We start from the raw sequence: 19,458 nt of genomic DNA on the forward strand, positions 1-19,458 counted from the left end.
GGGCGTCTCACAGCTCCATGCCGTCACCGGGGTCGAGCGAGACCTGGCGCGCGACGCCCTGCATGAGCCGGTTCATACGGCTGGTGCGCACGGCATCGTCGTCAGACTCGTCCCGATCGGTATCGATCTCGAACGGGTTGTCGATTGGCACTTTCTTCTCGACGGGGTTCACCCGATTGAGTTCCGGTTGCTGGCGGCGTTCCGACTCGGTTGGATCTTCATCGGCGGGCTGCGCTAGCAAGGTGGCCTCGGCAATCTGTGGTCGGGCTGGCAACTGGTGCGTGGTCCAATCGTCGGGCTGTCCTTGCTGCGACGTTGTGAGCGCGGGCGGCGGCAGCAGGCGTTCCTTGAACCGAGCATCCTCGTAATAGCGCGCCTTCTTCGCACGAATCGGCGGCGTGCCCGCCGCCATGACGATCTCGTCGGTGGGAGGGAGCTGCATGATTTCGCCAGGTGTGAGCAGTGGCCGAGCTGTTTCCGAGCGCGAAACCATCAGATGGCCAAGCCAGGGGGACAGCCGGTGGCCGGCATAGTTCTTCATGGCCTTCATCTCGGTGGCGGTGCCGAGGGCGTCCGAAACGCGCTTGGCGGTACGCTCGTCGTTGGTCGCGAAGCTGACGCGCACATGGCAATTGTCGAGGATCGAATTGTTCGCCCCGTAGGCCTTTTCGATCTGGTTTAGGGATTGCGCGATCAGGAAGCTCTTCAGACCGTAGCCGGCCATGAAGGCCAGTGCTGACTCAAAGAAGTCGAGCCTCCCCAGCGCCGGAAACTCGTCCAACATCAGCAGGAGACGATGGCGTTCGCCCTTTGCTTGCAGATCCTCGGTCAGGCGTCGGCCGATTTGATTGAGGATCAGTCGGATAAGCGGTTTGGTGCGGTTGATGTCGGATGGTGGCACGACGAGATAGAGTGTTGCCGGGTATTTTCCGCCCACGATATCGGAGATCCGCCAGTCACAGCGCCGCGTCACTTCGGCGACGACGGGATCGCGATAGAGTCCCAGGAACGACATGGCGGTAGAGAGCACGCCTGAGCGTTCGTTGTCGGATTTGTTGAGGAGCTCGCGTGCGGCGCTGGCGATCACGGGATGCGGTCCGGCGTCGCCGAGATGCGCCGTCTTCATCATCGCATCGAGGGTGGATTCAATTGGTCGCTTCGGATCAGAGAGGAACGCCGCGACGCCGGCCAGAGTCTTGTCCTTTTCCGCATAGAGGACGTGGAGGATCGCGCCGACTAGCAGCGCATGGCTCGTCTTTTCCCAATGGTTCCGCTTGTCCAACGACCCTTCTGGGTCGACCAGGATGTCGGCGATGTTCTGGACGTCGCGAACCTCCCATTCGCCGCGGCGCACCTCGAGCAGAGGATTGTAGGCAGCGGATTTTGTGTTGGTCGGGTCAAAGAGCAGCACGCGGCCGTGCCTGGCGCGGAAGCCGGCGGTGAGCTGCCAGTTCTCGCCCTTGATGTCGTGAACAATCGCCGAGCCCGGCCAGGTCAACAGCGAGGGCACAACGAGGCCAACACCCTTGCCGCTTCGGGTGGGCGCGAAGCACAGAACATGTTCAGGCCCATCATGGCGCAGATAAGCGTGCTCGTAGCGTCCCAGCACGACACCATCGGGACCGAGAAGGCCGGCCGTCTCCACCTCCTTCTTCTCGGCCCAACGCGCCGAGCCATAGGTCTCGACCTTCTTGGCCTCGCGTGCACGCCAGACCGACATGCCGATGGCGACGGCGATCGAGATGAAGCCACCGGACGCCGCGATGAAAGCGCCTTCGACGAAGATCGCGGGTGCGTAGGCGTCGAAGCCGTACCACCACCAGAAGAAGGAGGGTGGCAGATAGAAAGGAAAGCCGAACAGCGTGAACCACGGCGCGCCCAACTCCGGCTGGAACGCCAATCGCCAAGCCACCCATTCCGTTGCGCCCCAAGTGGTGGCGAGGACGATCAGGAAAACGGTGAGGATCTGGCCCCATAGGATCTTCGTGGCGGACATTGGAACGGTCCTTTCGGAGAGAGGTTAGAGGCCGAGCCCTCGTTTGCGGCCAAAGCTCCAGTCGATGCCGCCATCATCGCGGGCGACGCCGGAAACATGCTTGCCGAGGTGCTTTTCCAGAGAGGGTGACCAGGGCACGAGTTGGAAGCCGAGGCCGTCGTCCAGCATGGCAAAGCGGCCGGAGGCGAGTGCCAAACGCTGGCGGTAGGTGCCGGCAACATACTCGCCGCTTCCCGCGCGATTGAACGGCTGGCCTGTTTCGGCGGAGAGTTTTTCGCCGGCCGCTTCCAGCTCGCGACGGCGCAGCGTGTCGATCAGCCCGCGATTGAAGGTGACACGCTGGCCGTGTCGCTCGCCGAAGCCCTGTCCGACCAGATGATCCGCGCGTCGATCCAGCGCCTGCCGTACCTCGGCGCCGAAGCCGGCCTCGGACAGGGCGGCAGGTTCGCGCGCGATGTTCTGCCGATCGAGCCAAGTCGCGCCGGTTGCCGTGACCTGACGATCGATATCGAGATCGGAGCGGACGGCGATTGCGACCCGGCGCTGTCCCTGTGCATCATCGAACGCACGCAACTCGACGATCGAACCCGCCGCGCTGTCACCGGCGGCTTCGAGATCGGGCAGCTTGATGTGATGGGTGCGGCCGTCGACGCCGTCGACCACGGCGTAGGCGGAGCCCTTCAGCTCGTCATCAAGACCGCGATCGACCAATCGGCCGATCACGGGCGCATCGAGGCTTTCGGCCGCGAGCACATAGCCCGCCGAGCCGCGTTCGATGCCGCGATCCGTCAAAGCCCGGTGCATGCGTTTGATGATGTCGCCGCGCTCGCCGAGTTCACGCAGAGTCGCCTCGGCCTTCGTGTCGATCGCCCATTGACCGGGGCCGACCTGCTCGGCGAGGCCGAGTGTTTCCAGCTTGCGGAGCCGTCCGACCTTCAGCGCATGAAATTCGTCGAGCCGGACGTTCGGATCGATCGCCGTCTCGATGACGCCCGTGGCATGGCCATCGCGGATAAGCTGGCGGTCAAGCTGCGTGAAGCGCTCGGCATCGACCTGGCGTTTCAGGCTGCGCTGGATGTCGAGGTCGGTGCGCGGCCCTAATTCCTGCGTGATGAGGTCACGCGCGCGGTCGCGCATTCCTTCCTTGATGTAGTCGCGTGAGATGACGAGGTCCTGCCCGTCGTCACGGACCCCGCGCACGATCAGGTGGACATGGGGATGCTCGGTGTTCCAGTGGTCGACCGCCACCCAATCGAGGCGGGTGTCGAGATCCTTTTCCATCTGCGTGACGAGATCGCGGGTGAAGGACCGCAGGTCGGCCATGTCGGGCGCATCGTCGGGCGAGACGATGAACCGGAAATGGTGGCGGTCGTCCTGGCACCGTTCCGCAAAGGCCTTCGGATCGGCGTCGTCGCCCCCGGGACCGAAGAGATGGGCCTTCTCCCCATCGCGGGTCACGCCTTCGCGGCGCAGATAATTGAGGTGGGTCGCGAGCGGCGCCGAGCGCGATGTCTGGCGCACGACGCGCGCCTTGATGACAGCGCCGCGCGTTCGCGCGGTGAGCAGCCGGTTCGCCTGGATGCTCGCACGCTGGCCCCGCCCGAAGCGCGAGCGGTTGCCGGACACGATCCGGCCGGAGCGTGAGACGCCGGCCCCGGCCTTCTTCGCCGCGGCGAGAGCCTGCGCGATGAAGGGACGAGCCTGCTGCGCACGGGTCGAGCGGATGCGGCCCGGCCGGATGCGGAAATCACTGTCGCCGGTCATGGCTGATGCCTCGCACATCGCGCCAAGCACAGGAAATCGCAGGAAAATCGGCGTAGTCGTGAGGTGCGGGGAAATCCCGCACATCGCGAAATCGCCTCATAACCTATTGAAAAACCACAACCGACCCAAGCCGCACCTCGCGGCCTTTTATCCTGCCATCGTCCGGTCGTGTTGCCTGCCTCTACCCTCAACGCACACCATGACGCGCTTGAGCACGCTATCGTGCGATCAGGAACCGGGCTGCTCATGGCGCATTCCTTTGGCCCGAACGCGGGACAAACAGCCCGCCCGACTGCGGCTCGATGGCGGAAACATCGCGCACGGACGATGTCGTCATCGCGGCATCGGAAGCGCGCTCGGCCGGTACGGGAACGGGTATCGATATGCGCTCAGCTTGCGCGATGAACAGCGGCGCGCGTGTCCAGGCGAGTGCATCGGCCGCGGCGGCCACGATCGGCCAAGTCGCATCGCCGCTGGTCACCGACGGCGCGACGATGGCGACATAGGCGCGCGTTTCCGCGGGCAGCGCCCGGCCCTTCAGCGAGTCCTCGTAACGACCAGGACCGGCATTGTAGGCCGCGATCCAGCCGGGCGATCCGTAGCGATCGAACAGCTCGCGGATGTAGCCGGCGCCGGCGATGATGTTGTCATGCGGATCATAAGGATCAGCGCCGAGACGGTGGCGAAGGCGCAAGCCTGCCCAAGTGGGCGGCATGATCTGCATCAGGCCCATCGCGCCCTTCGGCGAAAGGGCGCGTGGATCGCCTGCACTTTCGGCACGCATCACCGCCCTGATCCATGCGATCGGAACGCCGAAGCGCCGCGAAGCCTCGGCGATATGATCGCCATAGGGATCGCGTGGCGACGGTCGATCGGCGCCCAAGTCCTGCGCCATCGTGATCGCCGGCATGATGCTCGCGAGGCTAAGGCCGGAAAGGAGGAGGAGAGCCATGCGCCGGGCAGCGCAGCGCGGCCCGGACGCAATCGAACGGCTCCTCGGTTGACGAGAGCCAAGCATCGCTCAGTCCTTCTCGCCGCGATCGCGCGGACGCGACCAATGCAGCGACCAGGCCGAGCCGCCATCGTCGTCGCGGAACATGTTGGCGCGGATCGGGTGCGGGAATGTCGGATCGTCGATCAGCAGCGCGACGTATTCGCCGGCCTTCTCTCCGGAGCGTTTCCATCCGGCGCCGATCTCCGCGCCCGGCTCATTGTTCATGCCGTCGAAGACATGCACGCGATACTGCGGTGCGTTCTCAACCTCGGTCGGTTCGGCTGCGATGATTATGACGTCCTGGTTCAAAACCAGCGTCGTCAGATGCCCGACGAAGCCGGTCTCGTCGCGCGTGAATTCGCCAATCTGGGGCATGTCAGTCTCCTTCGCGGTGGGGATTGGGACAGCCATCGGCGAGCACCGCTCCCGCCGAATGGGAAGGCGGTCAGCGTGTCGGCGCACGCCATTCGAAGCGGCCGGTGCCGTCTTCATCGGTCCACAGTGGGACGGCACGGCCGATGATCTGGTCGGTCGAGATCAGGCCGAAGTAGCGGCCGTCGAGGCTGTCGCGGACCTGCCAGTTCATGAGGAAGACTTCGCCAGTCTGGACCCGGCGGCAGCCTTGCCAGACGGGAAGATCGCGGCCTGCGCGATCGCGCTCCAGTGCCGCACCGACCTCCACACCATCGACGGTGATAGTGAGGTTCGAACGGCAAACGGTCTGCCCGGAGACGGCGAGGATGCGCTTCATCAGCGGCACGCCCTTGGGCAGGTAGCCGCGCTCGGCGAGGAATGTCGCGAGCGGCTCGGGCGCATCGACCGCAACGAGATCGGTAACGTCGAGCGGCCCGTCGAAGTCGATCGAATAGAACCCGATGGGCGCGCTCGCCGATGCGTTCCAGATCAGCTTGATGGGCATCGGCGTGAGGCCGGGATAGCCGACGCTGAGCGCGGCGAGCGTCGTCGCCAGGAGAAGTCCGGCGCGGCTCACGACTCGGCCTTTCGGCGCAGCAGGAATGCGCGATGATGGTCGAGCGTGTAGGTGCGCGGCTCGTGTCCAGCAGCGAGCCGGTTGTGGACGTGACGCCAATGATCGGGCGAAACCGCTTCGGGATCGATGCCGATGCGCTCGATGGCGTCGATCGCCTGCAGCACGCGCTCGACCCTGGGCCAGCTCTCGACCTTCAGCAGGATTTCGCCGCCAGGACGAACGAAAGGCAGCGTCTGGTACGTCTCGCCGCGCGCAACCGAGCGCACGACGTCGATGCGCGAGATGATCGTTCCGAAGTCATTCGAGGCCCAGCGCACGAAGGCGAAGACCGCGCCGGGGCGAAAAGACAGGACACGCCGACGGCGATCGAGAATCTGTTCGTGGGCGTGCGTGCCGAAGCGGATCCAGTTCTCGATCTTCTTCTCAACCCAGGTCAGTTCGACATGGGTGAGATTGTCTTGGTGGCGTGCGGTCGGCGTCGGGCCGCCGCGCGCGCGGGGGGCCGCGGCGCCGGTCATGAGGGGTCTCCTTCGATGTGTGGGAATTCGCGCGCGAGCATCTCGCGCAGCATGTCGGCAACGGTAACGCCGCGCCGGAAGGCAGCGATCTTGATCCGTCCACGTAAGGCGGGCGTGACGTCGATCGTCATGCGGGCGGTGAAGGCTTCATCGTCCGGCGCGCGCGGCGCGGTGGCATCTGCGGCCTTGATCCAGGCCTCTTGATTGGTCGGACGTGCCGCAAAGCCGCGCCGTTCGGATCGCTCGCTCATGGTGAGATCCTTTCGAGCTCGGTGACGAGCGCCGCGATCTCGCGCGCGGCGGGTCCGTCGTCGTCGATCTCGAAAGCGAGCCGGCCCGATTGCGCGGCGTCGGCGTAGATGACGCGCTGTCCGATCGCCGTGCGCAGCACTGGCGGATCGTGGTCGGCGAGCGTCTCGGCCGTCTCGCGGGCGATCACGGTGCGCGCGCCGCAGCGATTGAGGACGAAGCGAGCGCGAAGCTCCGGCCGATAGATGCGCGCCTCCGACAGGAGCGCCAGCATCTCGGCCGAGGCCCAACCATCGAGCGGCGACGGCTGCACGGGGATCAGCACGAGGTCGGCGGCGAGCAGCGCGGATCGCATCAGCCCGGCGACGCGCGGCGGCCCGTCGATCACCACATGATCGACATCGCGCGCCAGCTCGGGCGCCTCACGGTGGAGCGTGTCGCGCGCCAGGCCGACGACGCCGAACAGGCGCGGCGCGTGCTCGCGGGCGCGTTGCTGCGACCAGTCGAGCGCCGAACCCTGGGGGTCCGCATCGACGAGCGTGACCCGCTTTCCCCTACCGGCCCATTCGCCGGCTAGGTGCAGCGCCAGCGTCGTCTTGCCGACGCCGCCCTTCTGGTTGAGGAAGGCCACGATCATCGGCGGCCTCCCGGGCGTGGACCGAAGGGAAGCTGCGGAGGGCCGGAGGTCCCGTTTCTCGCCGCGCCAGCGTTGGTAAGAGCGGCGCTGCTGGTGCGCCGCTTGCCAGCGGCGCTTAGCGCGTTCGCGGCCTGCCGGACGAGGTTTTCCACCTCTCGCGCGCGCTCTTCAAAGTTAGATTCTCTGTTAGATTCTAAGTTAGCGAGGCGATTTTCGGTTCTGCTGTCGTGGGTTAGGCCGTGTTTCGGTTCCCGTTGGCACGAGGGGCCGGTTCCTGATGGCACGCGCTTTCGGGTTCCCGATGGCACGAAGCCTTTCACAGCTTTTCCACAGGGCGGCGTCCGCTCGAAAGCGAGCAACGTTCGGCCGCCGGCCTCGATCTCGAGGAACAGCGTGTAGCCGGGAAGCGGCTGGCGACGGATGATGTCGCGCAGCTCGAAGGCGAAGCGTTTGTACGGTGACAACGCGCCGGATTTCTGGTGGAGGTGGCGAAAGTCGAATCGCCAGCCATTGCGCTGGCGCCCGCCGTGCTTGCGCACCAGGCGATAGAGCCAGCGATCGAGCCCGCCTGTGAGATCGAAATAGGCCCGGTCGATCGTCAGCACGAGCGCATCGTCGAGAACGGCCTGATAAAACCAGTCCGGGACGATCATCTCGATCCCGTCCGGCTTGCCGTTGCGGTTGGTGCGCTCCTTCCACTCGTTGATCCACGAGAAGCGATGACGCCGGCCCTCGGCGGATTGGCGGATCGAGGTGCAGACCGTCGTGGATTGCAGACGATCGAGCGCGGCCTTCAAGCGCTGATAGTCGCGTAAGGACGTGCCGCGGCCGATGAATTTGAGAATTTCATAGGGCGTGGCGACCATCAGGCGCGACGTGCGCAGGCCGGCGTCACGCGCCTCGACGATCTGGCTCGCCGCCCAGATCAGGATGTCGGCGTCCCAAATGGTCGCCATGCCGTGATCGGGCACGGCCTCGACGCGGATCGACACATTGCCGGCGGCGAAGTCGATCGGCGCGACGCGGTGCGATTTGGAGAGGGAGAAAAACGGATAGGCCATGAGATCCTGTGCGTCTCGTGCTGCGAACTCGCCGGGGAGCGCACGGAACAGATCGAGCTGCCCGCGCTCCGAGAGGGACTGGTGTCGCGCCGCCATTCGGGAATCCGGGGGCGATCAGCGCGCGTATCGTCCGGCATGTGCCGGCGGCGCAGGCGTATGGCGCTTGGCCGGAAGCACGCTGCCGCGCGGATCGGAGGTGGAGGTGACGGCGCCGCGCTCGGCCCAGGCCTCAAGATCGTCGACCGCATAAACGACGCGACCGCCGAGCTTGCGATAGGCCGGACCCGTTCCGTAAGTCCGATGCTTTTCGAGGGTGCGGGCCGATAGGCTGAGGAATTCGGCGGCTTCCTTGGTGCGCAGGTAGCGCGGCGGGAGAACGGCGAGATCAGGTCGCATGGGAGGGCCTCCGTGGGTTCGTTGGGGCCGCCGGGAAGCGGCGGGTAACGAAGGCCACGTTGGCGAAGCAGGGCCGGCGAGATGCAGGGCGAATTCAGGGGGGCCTAAATTCGCCCACCAAGAGTCGGATGGAGATCGGCTAAAGTTGCCGCCGATGACGAAGCAACGTGCGATACCCACCCACCATCATCGCGCGGGCATCTCGAAGCAGGGCTTTGGTGGCGTGGCGGGCGGAAGATGCCTGCCAGTCGTCGCGACCGAGAGCGCCGATCCGAAATATGACCTGCGCAATTTCTTGCTGGGTCGCGCCCGCGCGATGACCGTCGAAGGCCTGCAGCATCCGGCACAGCCGAGCACGTTGCTGCCGTGTCAGTCGGGTGTCGGGCGGTATGGCGCGGCCATGGAGGGCGGAGAGCAAGCGGGCGACCGATTGGAGCCGGTCGAAGCCTTCCAGGCCGAGCGGGATGAAGGCGCCAAGAGATTTGGCGGGTCGTGTCTCGGACGGATGAACAAGCGCTACGCGCTGACCGTTTCCGAGATCGAGAACCAGATGGGTCTCGCTGCCGACATCGACGCTTACGGCGGCGTCGATCGTCGGTTGGGGATCAGCGCTTGCGGACGGAATATCCGGAGGTGGGCCAAGAACGATGGCGCTTGTGTCTTCCTGGGGAAGCCAGATCACCTGCGCTTCGGGAGGTGCCTGCATCGGGTCTACGGGGAAATCGCAACCCCCACCGCTGCCCGATCCCGTCGGTCAGCGTGCGCAGATCACTTTCGCTGTCGCCGAGCGCTTGAAAATCCCTGTCGTAGGTTTCGTTGCGGCGCAGCCATTCCCACGCGACGTCGGACGCGGTCATGTCGGCGACGTGCGCATAGCGTTCCGATGAACGCCAGCCGGAAGCATCTGGTGTCATCGCGATCCTCCCTAGTCTTTGAATTTGTGGGAGAGTCAGGATTCCCGGCTGGGTTGTTCAGTGGAAGTCAGAGGGCCGGCAAAGGGTGGTGCCGAAACGGCATCGCGGCGATCACTGTGCGGAGCGGACCAAGTCTCGATAGCCGTGCTCGGTCATCCACTGCGCGCGGGCGAGATGCGTGTCATGGACCTGGCGGCACCGCTGCGGCTCACGTGCCGTATCGAGGCCAAAGAGAATCTGGACGGCTTCGCGCCAATCAGCTCCGTCGCGCGAGGAATCGAGCAGGCGCAGATAGAGAACCATATGCTCGCGGTCATAGGCCGTGAGGGTCTGGCTGATCGGAGGCGCATCGAGAAACGGCGGCATCGCGGATTCCATCAGGCGACTATATTCGCGCGGAAAGCATTCGTTAACACTCGTGCCCGGCATTACTGTGACAACGTGCGATGGATGGTGTGCGCCACGCGATCACGGCGCTGCTAACGCCTCGTCGGCCGGTCGTCCCGCTCATGGAGCAGCAGCACTCCTTCGCCCTTGTCGGTGGAAAGCAGGACGATACCGGCTGTTTCAAGCGCCCTTCGCACCTGATCGCGCGTCGACTCGTACACCTCTAATCCACTTTCGGACTCAAGGCGCTTGAGCGCGGTTAGCGATGTCCGGGCCTTGTCAGCGAGCGTCTCCTGTGTCCACCCCAGCAACGCGCGTGCGGCCCGCGATTGTCGGGCGGTGATCATGCATGATCACCTCCCACCGACGGACACACGCTTGCCAGAACTACGACTATAATAGTCGTTCTTTGCGCCCATTGCGAGGGTAATCGGCGTCTCAGGGCTGGCGGTGCCCTCGCCGGGCGGCCGAAGTGATTCGCGCTAGCAGTGGAAAGGCCCCGGCCTGTTCGGCCGGGGCCTTGCTCGGGGCTCAGTCGCCGCGGCGGGTCGGGCGGGACCAGATCAGCGAGTGGGTGTCGCCGTCCTCGTCGTCGAAGAGGTTGGCGTAGATGGGGGCGTTGAAGCTCGGATCGTCGAGCTTGAGGCCCAGATAGTCGCGGCCCTCGTTGGAGCGCTTGGACCAGGCGGCGCCGATTTCCGCGCGGCCGACCAGAACCCGGTGGCTGGGGGCGTTCTCGCCGGTGGCGCGGGTGTCGGGGACGATGCGCACGCCCTTGGCTTGGACGCTGAGGGTTACGATTTCGCCGGTGAACTCGTTCGAGCCGGTCTTCTTGAAGGTGCCGATGGTCGCCATTGTAAGTCTCCGTTTCGTTTTCGGGACCGCTCCATTGCGGCCTCGATGGCGATCGACAGGCCGGAGGCGACCGACGCCGCATCGCTTGCGACCGGAGCAACGCGGAGGATGGCAGGAACGACTTTGTTGTTTCGCGAGGAATGACGGCCTTGGCCGGCAGGGGAAGAAAGTCGGGACGCGCCGTTGCGGCATAGGCGGTCGAGGCGCAGCCGTCCTTCGGTCAGATCAGGCCATTGGAGAGGCCGTTCGGAGCGGTCTGGAGACAATCAGGAACGGAAGATCATGGCGACCCGGTCGCAACCAGCAGACGGCGCAAGCTGAAGATCATCTGCGACCCGTCCTCCCCTTGTACAGGCGAGGGTCGAGCTTTCGTTTCGAAGTCGGCCAGTGGAGATGACGCCCTCGACTTCGTGTTGCACCGTTCCCGCGCACAGAGGCGCCGAGCAGAAATCCGGGCGCTGTTGAGGCGGCCGCACGATGGGCTTCAGTCAGGTTCCGGTGACGCGGCTCCCTCTCCAACTGCACAACGCTGAGGGCTGAAACCCCCGACTGGTCGTCCCGGCGACGGTTCCGTCGTGGTGTCAGGCTGGTGCAATGCCCTGGCTGGACGGGCCGGTGCTTGCCATCCCAGCGACGCGCGCGAACGCGGTGACGCCGACCGCGACCGCACCGATGACGGAGAACACGAGCTGCCAGGTCTCCGACGGCATGGTGTGTTTCACGATGCCATGCGTGGCGTGGAAGCCGGCGATCGCCGCGGGTGCGACAAATGCCAGCGCGATCAGCAGGCGTGCCCAGAGCGGGCGGACAATTCCAAGCAAGAGCTGCCCCACGCCCAACGTCAGGCCGGCGCCGAGCATGCCGATAAGGATGGCGCCGAGCCAGCCCGCGCCAGTGTCATAGGCCCAGGTGCCGGCGGTCACGCCCGCGAAGAATGGCAGTGCGAACACCGCGAGCGTGAACAGCAACCAGCACAAGATGCCGATGGCTGCGAAGGATAGGACAATGCCGAGGATAATCATGGTGGTGTCTCCGAAAGAGCAAATTCTGACGGTCGCGCCTTCCACCACCACCACGGCGCATTCGGGAGCATAGCAAAAGCTGTGCTCCGTCGGGAGCGGAAACCGCAGGGGTCTCCGCGTCGCCTGGAAGGGTGGCGCGCCGTCATGGGGCGAAGGGATCGACCTCGTGGACGATCTCCGAGACGTCGCCGTCGTATTCGTTTGCGGGTGTCACCGAGAGAGTGCCGTCGCCCGCGCGGAAGATGACGATGACGGCCATCAGCGTGGTGGCGAGGCTGAAGGCGAAGGCGTGTGCGTCGGGGAAGGACATCGATCCGGCTCCTGTTTCGAGCGGAGGACCATCCCCCCGCTGACAGGCGCCCGATGTGTTCGGCCGATGGCCGCAATCACCGCGCAGGCAACGCCGGCGCGGCGGCACGCTATGCGTAGTCCGACCCTTTACGGGTTGATGGCGTCAGGCCATCGGCTGGACCAAGGACCAGCGCCATTCAGCGGGGAGTGGTCTTCTCCGGGCTGGAAGCCGAGTCGATGTGGCCGTGACGTTGGTGAAGCCGTACTGTCTGCGCGAGCTGCCGTGCGACCTCACCTGCGTCATCCGCAAAGCCTGGTGGCCATTTCCTCGACGGCTCGCGCTGAAACCCGCCACGCTGAAAATGCGGATGGAGGTGGCTGATAATCCACTCGATGCGTGAAGGAGGCACCAAGCCGGCTTGAGCCGAATAATGGAGTGCCTTGGCGAGATCGTGCCCGATGTTCGCGCGGTTCCAAACATCATCGGTCGCGACGTTAAGCAGATAGGATTTGAGGAGGAGTTCGATGGCAATTGCAATCGCATGAAGGGCTTGATTGTCGAATCCTTGATCCGCCGCCCATTCGGCGGCTGCAGCCTTCACGGTGGCATTCTCCAGGAAAACCGCAGCGAGAACGGCGTCCGAACGTGCCGGTTTCGGGAGTGGCTTCAGTCGCTGCATTCGTTGCGTTATGCCATAGGCTTGGCCGTTTAGCAGGTGCCCGATGCGGCGGCGCTTACGCGCCGCCGAATTTCCACACCGGGATGCCGAGCTTCTTGGCTTTGTCGGCGAGGTTGTCATTGATGCCGGTGCCGGGGAAGTGCAGCACGCCCTTCGGCAGGATTTGCAGCATCTCGTCATTGCGTTTGAAGGGTGCTGCCCGGCCGTGCTTCGTCCAGTCGGGTGCAAAGCCGATCTGTGGGACATTGCGATTCCTGGCCCAGAGAGAAGCGATCTTCTCGGCACCCTTCGGCGACTTGCCGTGGATCAGCACCATGTCGGGGTGCTTCTCGTGAACCTGGTCGAGCTTGGCCCAGATGAGGTGATGGTTGTCGAAATCGAGCCCGCCGGTGACGGCGATCTTCGGTCCAGGCGGCAGGAGCACTTCCTGCTCGGCACGCTTCTTCGCCATGATGAAGTCGCGGCTGTCGATCATCGCCGAGGTGAGGTTGCGATGATTGACCTTCGATCCTGACCGCGGGAGCCAGGCTTTGCCGACCTGGCGTTCGTAGTGCTCGGCGGCCTGGTCGCGCATCAGTTCGAAGGCGGTCTGGCGTTCGACCTGTGTCTTGCCCTCGGCGATCAGGCGCTCGAGATCGACCGACTTCACCTCGCTGCCGTCCTGTTCGCGTTGGGAGCGCTTTTGGGCCTGCTCGTTGTCGTCGAGCTCGCGGTTGATCCGTTCGGCGGCGCGATGAAAGACGTTCACGGTCGACCAGAGGAGATCGTCGAGGTCGGGTTCGAGGCGCGTGTCCTCCAGGGTCACGATCAGGGCGTCGAAGATGTCGGCGACCGCGCCCGCGACCGCGTTGCCGTCCGGCAGAAGCCGCTGATCGGGTTCGTCGGCGAAAGGCCGGTAGCCGTGGAGCTGCAATTCGTTGAGGACGTGGTCAGTCGGTGAGGATTCGTGGTGCGGTTCGTAGTCGTCGAGATCGCGCATCGGATGCTCCGTCGGATGGACCGCGACCGTCGCGGCCTTCATGGCGACGAAGCACACCGGCGGGGCGGCCCTGCACCCGGAGCGCGAGCGAGGGCCGGAGCGTCAGCGGAGGATGGCGGAGGCCGGCTATTTTGTTTCGCGATGGAAAGCGGCCCCTTGGGGCCGCGCCGGAAAATAGTCGGCCGCAGCCATTGCCGGGCCGGCCTGCCTGTGGGCCGATCGCCCTCTCGAAGGCCGAGGCGCGGTCCTCTCCGATCCGCTGCGTCTGAGCGAGTACGGCGGCGGGGCCGCTGCCGCTTCCTTACCGGCTATGCCGCCAGCGCCATGAAGCGTGCGACGTCCTGCGGCCCGAGCTGTACCCGAGTCTGACTGCGCAATGTCGCGATGCCGAGGGTGCGGAGATCCTCGTTGAAGTCCCCGAGCTGTGGAGAGATCACGATCGCCTCGATCCCGGCCGCGTTCGCCCGTTCGATCAGGCTGTCACGCGCACCATCGCCTGCCGGATCGTCATCGCGCAGGATGTAGAGCCGCCGCAGCGTGTCCGGGAACAGGATGGCGGCGAGATGTGCCGCGGAGAGCGCCGCCACCATCGGCATGTTGGGCACGACCTGGCGGATTGAAAGGACCGTCTCGATGCCTTCGCCGGCTGCCATCACTTCGCCACCAGCGCCAAAGCGGACCGCGTTGCCGAGGAGATCGCCCATCGCCCGGCGCGGGGTTTCGAATGGCGCCTTGTCGTGGCGTCGTGAGTCGAGCCAGGTGCGATGCGCCCCGGTGATCATGCCGTCGAGGTCAGTGACAGCGGCGATCATGGCCGGCCAAGTCTCGGTCGGCGCATGCTCGTCCGGGCGATAATAGCAGTGCGGGTGGAAATACAGATTTCCGGCTCCACGGAGATCCGTAATGCCGCGTTGCCGGAGATACGCCGCGACGATTGTGCCCGCAATCGGCTGCGACATGCGGATGAGGCGCCGTGCGGCTTCGGGCGATCCATGTGGTGCGGGCGCCAGCGGCTGGAAGGCGGAGGGTTCCGGCGCTGGTGGTGGCATGCTGAGGAAGAGCCGAGCCTCGTCGGCGACATCCTTGAAGTCGATGAGGCCGCAGCTCTCGCGGATGACGTCGAGGAGGTCTCCATGCTCGCCGGTAGCGGCGTCAGTCCATTTCCCGGCGGGGCCTTTGGGCGAGTCCTTGAGCCGGACGTACATCGAGCGGCCCTTAGTGTTACGGGCGTCGCCCACCTGCCAGTAGTTGCCCTGACGGTGGCCATTGCTGAGATAATGGCGGCACACCGCCTCGGCCTGTCGGCCGAGACGTTGCGCGAGATCGGATGCGTCGAGACGGGCCATCACGCTGCCTCCCGCTCGCCGACGCGCTGGATCGGGTAGGTGCCGATCAGCTTGCCGATGATGGTCGCGCCGTCCGCGCCGACGGGCACGAAGAAGCGGAGCTTCCACGAGATGATCTCGCTGAAGAGGCCAAAGGCGCGCAGGCGCTCGCGCATCGCGTCGGTGAAGCCGGAGAGTTCGATGCGATCGGCGCCCATGACGCGCACGCGACGGAGTTGGAGGCCTTCGGCGAGATCGAGGATTGTCTTGCCCTCGATGAGCGCGGCATAGGCATGGTCGGCGGACAGGTTCGTCGTTCCGACTGTCGTGGCGTTGGCGACCCATGCGGGCGACACGCGGCGGCCGATGATCCGTTCCCCGTCATCGGTCTGGAGCCGATAGACACGGCTCGACTCGTTGGGCAGCCGCTTCCAGATCGGCAGCAGCAGGCCAGCGACGATGTGGATCGTGGAATCGGAATAGGCTGGCACCTCCGCGATCTCGGCGTTCCAGGCGGCGGTGAACTCGGCGCGACTGGCGGCGATCCAATGGCTTTCGTCCATCATGCGGATGGAGGCGTGATGCTGCTCCATCGGCCGGATCAGCCGCACGCGGCGTTCGATCTCCCCGTCGTCGAGCATCAGCGAAGGCGCTGGAAGCTGAACCGCGGCGCGGTGGGAGCGCTCGTTGACCAGCAACTTGGCGACCGGATCGTCGAGCCAAGCCATCGCCTCCTCGGCGGTCATCGGCCGGTTGCGCTCGCGCTGTTGGATGGTCAGCAGGCTGGTTTCCGCGCCGGTGCCGGGATGGGTGTAGATGGTCTGGCGATCGGTGACGACGAAGCTCTCCGCGCGCAGCGTCTCCAGTCCGATGTCGTAGATGCCGGCGGCGATCGCGCCCTCGACCTTGGCGGTCAGAAGCTGCTCGAAGGCGGCGAACAGGACGTCCTGCAGGTCGATGGTGAGCGCGAGCAGGCGGTTGAGAAAGGTTGTGATCGGCGGGAGCTCGTCCTTGATGCCGTTGTCGTCCATCAGCTTCAGGCCGGTCGTGTCCTCGAACCGCTGGAGCGAGCACCCTTCGATCTTGCCGCGGACGATCAGGATGTAGAGCTGGCGAAGCGCATCGCGCGCATAGTGGCTCTCCAGATTGTCCTCGGGTCGGAACAGGCCCTGGCCGCCGGTCTGGCGCTGTCCGCGCGTGATCGCGCCCAGCGTGTCGAGCCGGCGCGCGATGGTCGATAGGAAGCGCTTCTCCGCCTTCACATTGGTCGCGATCGGACGGAAGAGCGGCGGCTGCGCCTGGTTGGTGCGGTGGGTGCGGCCGAGGCCTTGGATCGCGGCGTCGGCTTTCCAGCCCGGCTCAAGCAGATAGTGGACGCGAAGCCGCGTGTTCCGTGCCGACAGCTCCGCATGGTAGCTGCGGCCCGTACCGCCGGCATCGCTGAACACGAGCACGCGCTTCATGTCGTCCATGAAGGCCTGGGTCTCGGCGAGATTGGCGGACGCCGCGCGGGTCTCGACCACAAGGCGCTGTCCCTTGCGCACGATACGACGCGAGCGGCCGGTGACTTCGGCCACCACGTCCGCGCCGAAATGCTGGACGATCTGGTCGAGCGCGCCCGGCACCGGCGGAAGGCTCGCGAGTTTCTCGATCAGCTCGGTGCGGCGGGCGACCGCCTCGCGGCTCTCGACCGGCTGGCCGTCGCGAAAGACCGGACGCGAGGACATATTGCCCTCGCCGTCGCTGAAGGGCTCGTAGAGCTGCACCGGGAAGGAATGGGCGAGATAATCGAGGACATATTCGCGGGGCGTGATGTCGACGCGAATGTCATTCCACTCCTCGGTCGGAACTTCGGCCAAGCGCCGTTCCATCAGCGCCTCGCCGGTCGAGACGATCTGGATGACCGCGGAATGCCCGGCCTCCAGGTCCGCCGCGATCGAGCGGATCAACGTCGGCGTCTTCATCGATGTTAGCAGATGACCGAAGAAACGCTGCTTGGCGCTTTCGAAGGCGGAGCGCGCGGCGGATTTGGCCTGGCGGTTCAACGTCCCGGTCGAGCCGGTGATGTTGGCCGCCTGCATGGCCGCATCGAGATGGTTGTGGATGATGGCGAAGGCGCCGGCATAAGCATCGTAGATGCGCCGCTGCTCGGCGGTCAGCTCGTGCTCGACCAGCTCATATTCGACGCCGTCGAACGACAGCGATCGGGCGGTGTAGAGGCCGAGCGCGCGAAGGTCGCGGGCAAGCACCTCCATCGCCGCGACGCCGCCGGCCTCGATCGCCTCGACAAACTCGGCGCGGGTCGAGAAGGGAAAATCGTCGCCACCCCACAGACCGAGGCGCTGCGCGTAGGCAAGGTTCTGGACCGTGGTGGCGCCGGTGGCGGAGACATAGACGACGCGGGCATTGGGCAAGGCGTGCTGCAGGCGAAGCCCCGCGCGCCCTTGCTGCGAGGGCGTGACATCGCCCCGTTCTCCCTTGCCGCCGCCAGCGTTCTGCATCGCGTGCGCCTCGTCGAAAATGATCACTCCGTCGAAATCGGAGCCCAACCATTCGACGATCTGCTTGACCCGCGAAACCTTCTCGCCGCGGTCGTCGGAACGCAGCGTGGCATAGGTTGTAAATAGGACGCCTTCCGGCAGAGCGATCGGCTTGCCCCGCGGGAAGCGCGAGAGCGGCGTGACCAGCAGGCGCTCCATGCCGAGTGCGGACCAGTCGCGCTGCGCATCCTCAATCAGCTTGTCGGATTTGGAGATCCAGACCGCCTTGCGCCGGCCCTGCATCCAGTTGTCGAGCACGATGCTGGCCGACTCGCGCCCCTTTCCGACGCCGGTGCCGTCGCCGATGAAGAAGCCGCGGCGGAAGCGGACGACGCCGTTTGCATCATCGGCGGCGGCCGCCACGACATCGAAAGTGTCGTCGATGGTCCAGGAACCTGCGAGAAAATCGGAATGGGCTTCGCCCGCGAAGATCAGGGTTTCGAGCTGGGAGTCTGAGAGCGAGTCCATGATGGTCGCTGGCAGCGTCGGCCGATAGCTCGGCTTGGGCGGGGCGACCGAGGCCATGGCGGCGGATTGCACGAGCTTGGTGGGATGGGCCTGAGAGCCGGGAATACGGATCGTCTGCAATCCGTATTGCTCGTAGATCGCGTCGCTGAGGCGGGCGCCCTCGGCCGGGGTCCAGTCGACGGTCTCATAGGCGAGCGGCACGCCCTCGGGATCGGCGAGGCCCACGCGGGTCGCCGATGTCGCCGCGGTGCGCGCGAGATAGCCGCGAACGGTGCGCGGCGTGGCGCCGGTCGGCATGACCTGAACAGCAGGCGCGACAGCCAGGCGCGGCGGCACATGCTCGGCGATCCACGTCATCAGCGTGGCGATGTCGGGAGCGGTGCCGGGGGACGCCGGAAATGCGGATGGCTCGTCGGCCGGGATCTTGTCGATCACGGTCAGCCGGGTTTCGACGGTCGTGCCGTGCTTGGCATAGACTGAGCCATGGACGGCGGCGGTGAACACGACGCGGCCCCTCTCCTGCAGGCGGACGAAGGCGTCGCGCCAGGCCGGTATGTCGGGGCCGAAATTCGCGCCGGTGATCGCGACCAGGCGCCCGCCATCGGCGAGCCGCGCGAGCGCGGATGCGAGATGGCGATAGGCTGCGTCGGCGACACGCCCCTCGACATTGGCGAGGACCGAGAATGGCGGGTTCATCACCACGATTGTTGGGACGGTCGCCGGGTCGAGATGATCGTCGATCTGGGCTGCGTCGAAGCGGGTCACGGGAATGGCCGGAAAGAGGGAGGAGATGAGTGCGGCCCGGGTTTCGGCGAGTTCGTTGAGGACAAGCGTGCCGCCGGCGATCTCGGCGAGGATGGCGAGCAGGCCGGTGCCGGCCGATGGTTCGAGCACGCGATCGGCGGGTGTGATGGCGGCCGCAGTGATCGCGGCCAGGCCGAGCGGGATCGGCGTCGAGAATTGCTGGAAGGCCTGCGCCTCCTCGGAGCGGCGCGTGTGGGTGGGCAGAAGTCCCGCGATCTTGCCGAACAGAGGAACCGCCGCAGCCGGAGACCCGGCTTTGCGCAAAAGCGCCTTTCCGTATTTGCGGAGCATGAGGACGGTTGCGGCTTCGCAGGCGTCATAGGCGTCCTTCCAGTCCCAGGCGCCGGCAGTATCGGACGCGCCGAAGGCGGTCTCCATGGCGGTGCGCAAGACCGCGGCGTCGATGCGCTCGCCGCGCTCGATGTGAGGAAGGAGGAGAAGTGCCGCGGCATGGATGGCGGCAGCGTCGGTCGGCTGATCGGCGGCGGTCGGCAGCGCCGCCGCAAGGGTGTGAGCATTCATGGGAGACGTCCTCGGGAGAGCGGAGCGGGAAAGCCCGCCGGCGCTCTCTCTCGGACCGGACGGGC

Annotated in this window: 21 protein-coding genes; all 21 read right to left on the reverse strand. The window is 65.7% G+C overall.

The window, feature by feature from the left end:
* Positions 1–7 precede the first annotated feature (7 nt).
* The 21 genes from HMPREF9695_RS19365 to HMPREF9695_RS19455 all read right to left on the reverse strand — a co-directional run bounded on the left by HMPREF9695_RS19365 (position 8) and on the right by HMPREF9695_RS19455 (position 19,393).
* Positions 8–1,996: a conjugal transfer protein TraG gene (locus HMPREF9695_RS19365; RefSeq protein ID WP_006022599.1), complete on the reverse strand. Its 1,989-nt coding sequence runs from the start codon at positions 1,994–1,996 to the stop codon at positions 8–10.
* Positions 1,997–2,020: 24 nt separating this feature from the next.
* Positions 2,021–3,760: a relaxase/mobilization nuclease domain-containing protein gene (locus tag HMPREF9695_RS19370; protein WP_033965849.1), complete on the reverse strand. Its 1,740-nt coding sequence runs from the start codon at positions 3,758–3,760 to the stop codon at positions 2,021–2,023.
* A 244-nt stretch (positions 3,761–4,004) separates the two neighbouring features.
* Positions 4,005–4,778 (reverse strand): lytic transglycosylase domain-containing protein, encoded by a 774-nt coding sequence (locus tag HMPREF9695_RS19375; protein ID WP_006022601.1) that lies wholly within the window; start codon positions 4,776–4,778, stop codon positions 4,005–4,007.
* A gap of 3 nt (positions 4,779–4,781) precedes the next feature.
* Positions 4,782–5,129, reverse strand: a complete 348-nt coding sequence (locus HMPREF9695_RS19380) for a DUF736 domain-containing protein (RefSeq protein WP_006022602.1) — start codon at positions 5,127–5,129, stop codon at positions 4,782–4,784.
* Between the two features lie 70 nt (positions 5,130–5,199).
* The gene (locus tag HMPREF9695_RS19385; protein WP_006022603.1) at positions 5,200–5,745 is read right to left on the reverse strand and encodes a S26 family signal peptidase; all 546 of its coding nucleotides are present in this window, start codon (positions 5,743–5,745) and stop codon (positions 5,200–5,202) included.
* Entirely contained in the window at positions 5,742–6,263 is a 522-nt protein-coding gene (locus tag HMPREF9695_RS19390) for a DUF2840 domain-containing protein (protein WP_006022604.1), read from the reverse strand. Before HMPREF9695_RS19390 ends, HMPREF9695_RS19385 begins: the two co-directional genes overlap by 4 nt.
* Entirely contained in the window at positions 6,260–6,514 is a 255-nt protein-coding gene (locus HMPREF9695_RS19395; RefSeq protein WP_006022605.1) for a hypothetical protein, read from the reverse strand. Before HMPREF9695_RS19395 ends, HMPREF9695_RS19390 begins: the two co-directional genes overlap by 4 nt.
* Positions 6,511–7,149: a ParA family partition ATPase gene (gene parA, locus HMPREF9695_RS19400; protein WP_006022606.1), complete on the reverse strand. Its 639-nt coding sequence runs from the start codon at positions 7,147–7,149 to the stop codon at positions 6,511–6,513. Before parA ends, HMPREF9695_RS19395 begins: the two co-directional genes overlap by 4 nt.
* Positions 7,146–8,306: a replication initiator protein A gene (locus tag HMPREF9695_RS19405; protein WP_006022607.1), complete on the reverse strand. Its 1,161-nt coding sequence runs from the start codon at positions 8,304–8,306 to the stop codon at positions 7,146–7,148. Before HMPREF9695_RS19405 ends, parA begins: the two co-directional genes overlap by 4 nt.
* Positions 8,307–8,324: 18 nt before the next feature.
* A complete protein-coding gene (locus HMPREF9695_RS19410; RefSeq protein ID WP_006022608.1) occupies positions 8,325–8,606 on the reverse strand; it encodes a helix-turn-helix transcriptional regulator in 282 nt (93 codons plus the stop codon).
* 139 nt (positions 8,607–8,745) lie between these two features.
* Positions 8,746–9,312 carry a DUF2285 domain-containing protein gene (locus tag HMPREF9695_RS19415; protein ID WP_024584489.1) on the reverse strand — a complete coding sequence of 189 codons (567 nt, stop codon included), beginning with the start codon at positions 9,310–9,312 and terminating at the stop codon, positions 8,746–8,748.
* On the reverse strand, positions 9,212–9,520 hold the full coding sequence (locus tag HMPREF9695_RS27005) for a transcriptional regulator domain-containing protein (RefSeq protein WP_006022609.1): 309 nt from the start codon (positions 9,518–9,520) through the stop codon (positions 9,212–9,214). Before HMPREF9695_RS27005 ends, HMPREF9695_RS19415 begins: the two co-directional genes overlap by 101 nt.
* 111 nt (positions 9,521–9,631) lie before the next feature.
* Positions 9,632–9,898 (reverse strand): DNA -binding domain-containing protein, encoded by a 267-nt coding sequence (locus HMPREF9695_RS19420; protein ID WP_024343455.1) that lies wholly within the window; start codon positions 9,896–9,898, stop codon positions 9,632–9,634.
* A gap of 101 nt (positions 9,899–9,999) precedes the next feature.
* A complete protein-coding gene (locus HMPREF9695_RS19425) occupies positions 10,000–10,254 on the reverse strand; it encodes a helix-turn-helix domain-containing protein (RefSeq protein WP_006022611.1) in 255 nt (84 codons plus the stop codon).
* A gap of 184 nt (positions 10,255–10,438) precedes the next feature.
* On the reverse strand, positions 10,439–10,762 hold the full coding sequence (locus HMPREF9695_RS19430) for a DUF736 domain-containing protein (RefSeq protein ID WP_006022612.1): 324 nt from the start codon (positions 10,760–10,762) through the stop codon (positions 10,439–10,441).
* 581 nt (positions 10,763–11,343) lie between these two features.
* Positions 11,344–11,784 carry a hypothetical protein gene (locus HMPREF9695_RS19435; protein ID WP_006022613.1) on the reverse strand — a complete coding sequence of 147 codons (441 nt, stop codon included), beginning with the start codon at positions 11,782–11,784 and terminating at the stop codon, positions 11,344–11,346.
* Positions 11,785–11,926: 142 nt separating this feature from the next.
* A complete protein-coding gene (locus tag HMPREF9695_RS26730; protein WP_006022614.1) occupies positions 11,927–12,094 on the reverse strand; it encodes a hypothetical protein in 168 nt (55 codons plus the stop codon).
* 178 nt (positions 12,095–12,272) lie between these two features.
* Entirely contained in the window at positions 12,273–12,677 is a 405-nt protein-coding gene (locus HMPREF9695_RS19440) for a hypothetical protein (RefSeq protein ID WP_137903083.1), read from the reverse strand.
* A 133-nt stretch (positions 12,678–12,810) separates the two neighbouring features.
* Complete coding sequence (locus HMPREF9695_RS19445; RefSeq protein ID WP_006022616.1) at positions 12,811–13,734, reverse strand: DUF2493 domain-containing protein; 924 nt, start codon at positions 13,732–13,734, stop codon at positions 12,811–12,813.
* 308 nt (positions 13,735–14,042) lie between these two features.
* Positions 14,043–15,080, reverse strand: coding sequence for a DUF7146 domain-containing protein (locus HMPREF9695_RS19450; protein ID WP_006022617.1), 1,038 nt, complete (start codon positions 15,078–15,080; stop codon positions 14,043–14,045).
* Positions 15,080–19,393: a strawberry notch family protein gene (locus HMPREF9695_RS19455; RefSeq protein ID WP_006022618.1), complete on the reverse strand. Its 4,314-nt coding sequence runs from the start codon at positions 19,391–19,393 to the stop codon at positions 15,080–15,082. The genes HMPREF9695_RS19450 and HMPREF9695_RS19455 overlap by 1 nt, the downstream gene beginning before the upstream one ends.
* Positions 19,394–19,458 lie beyond the last annotated feature (65 nt).

The organism is Afipia broomeae ATCC 49717 (assembly GCF_000314675.2).
Classification (GTDB): domain Bacteria; phylum Pseudomonadota; class Alphaproteobacteria; order Rhizobiales; family Xanthobacteraceae; genus Afipia; species Afipia broomeae.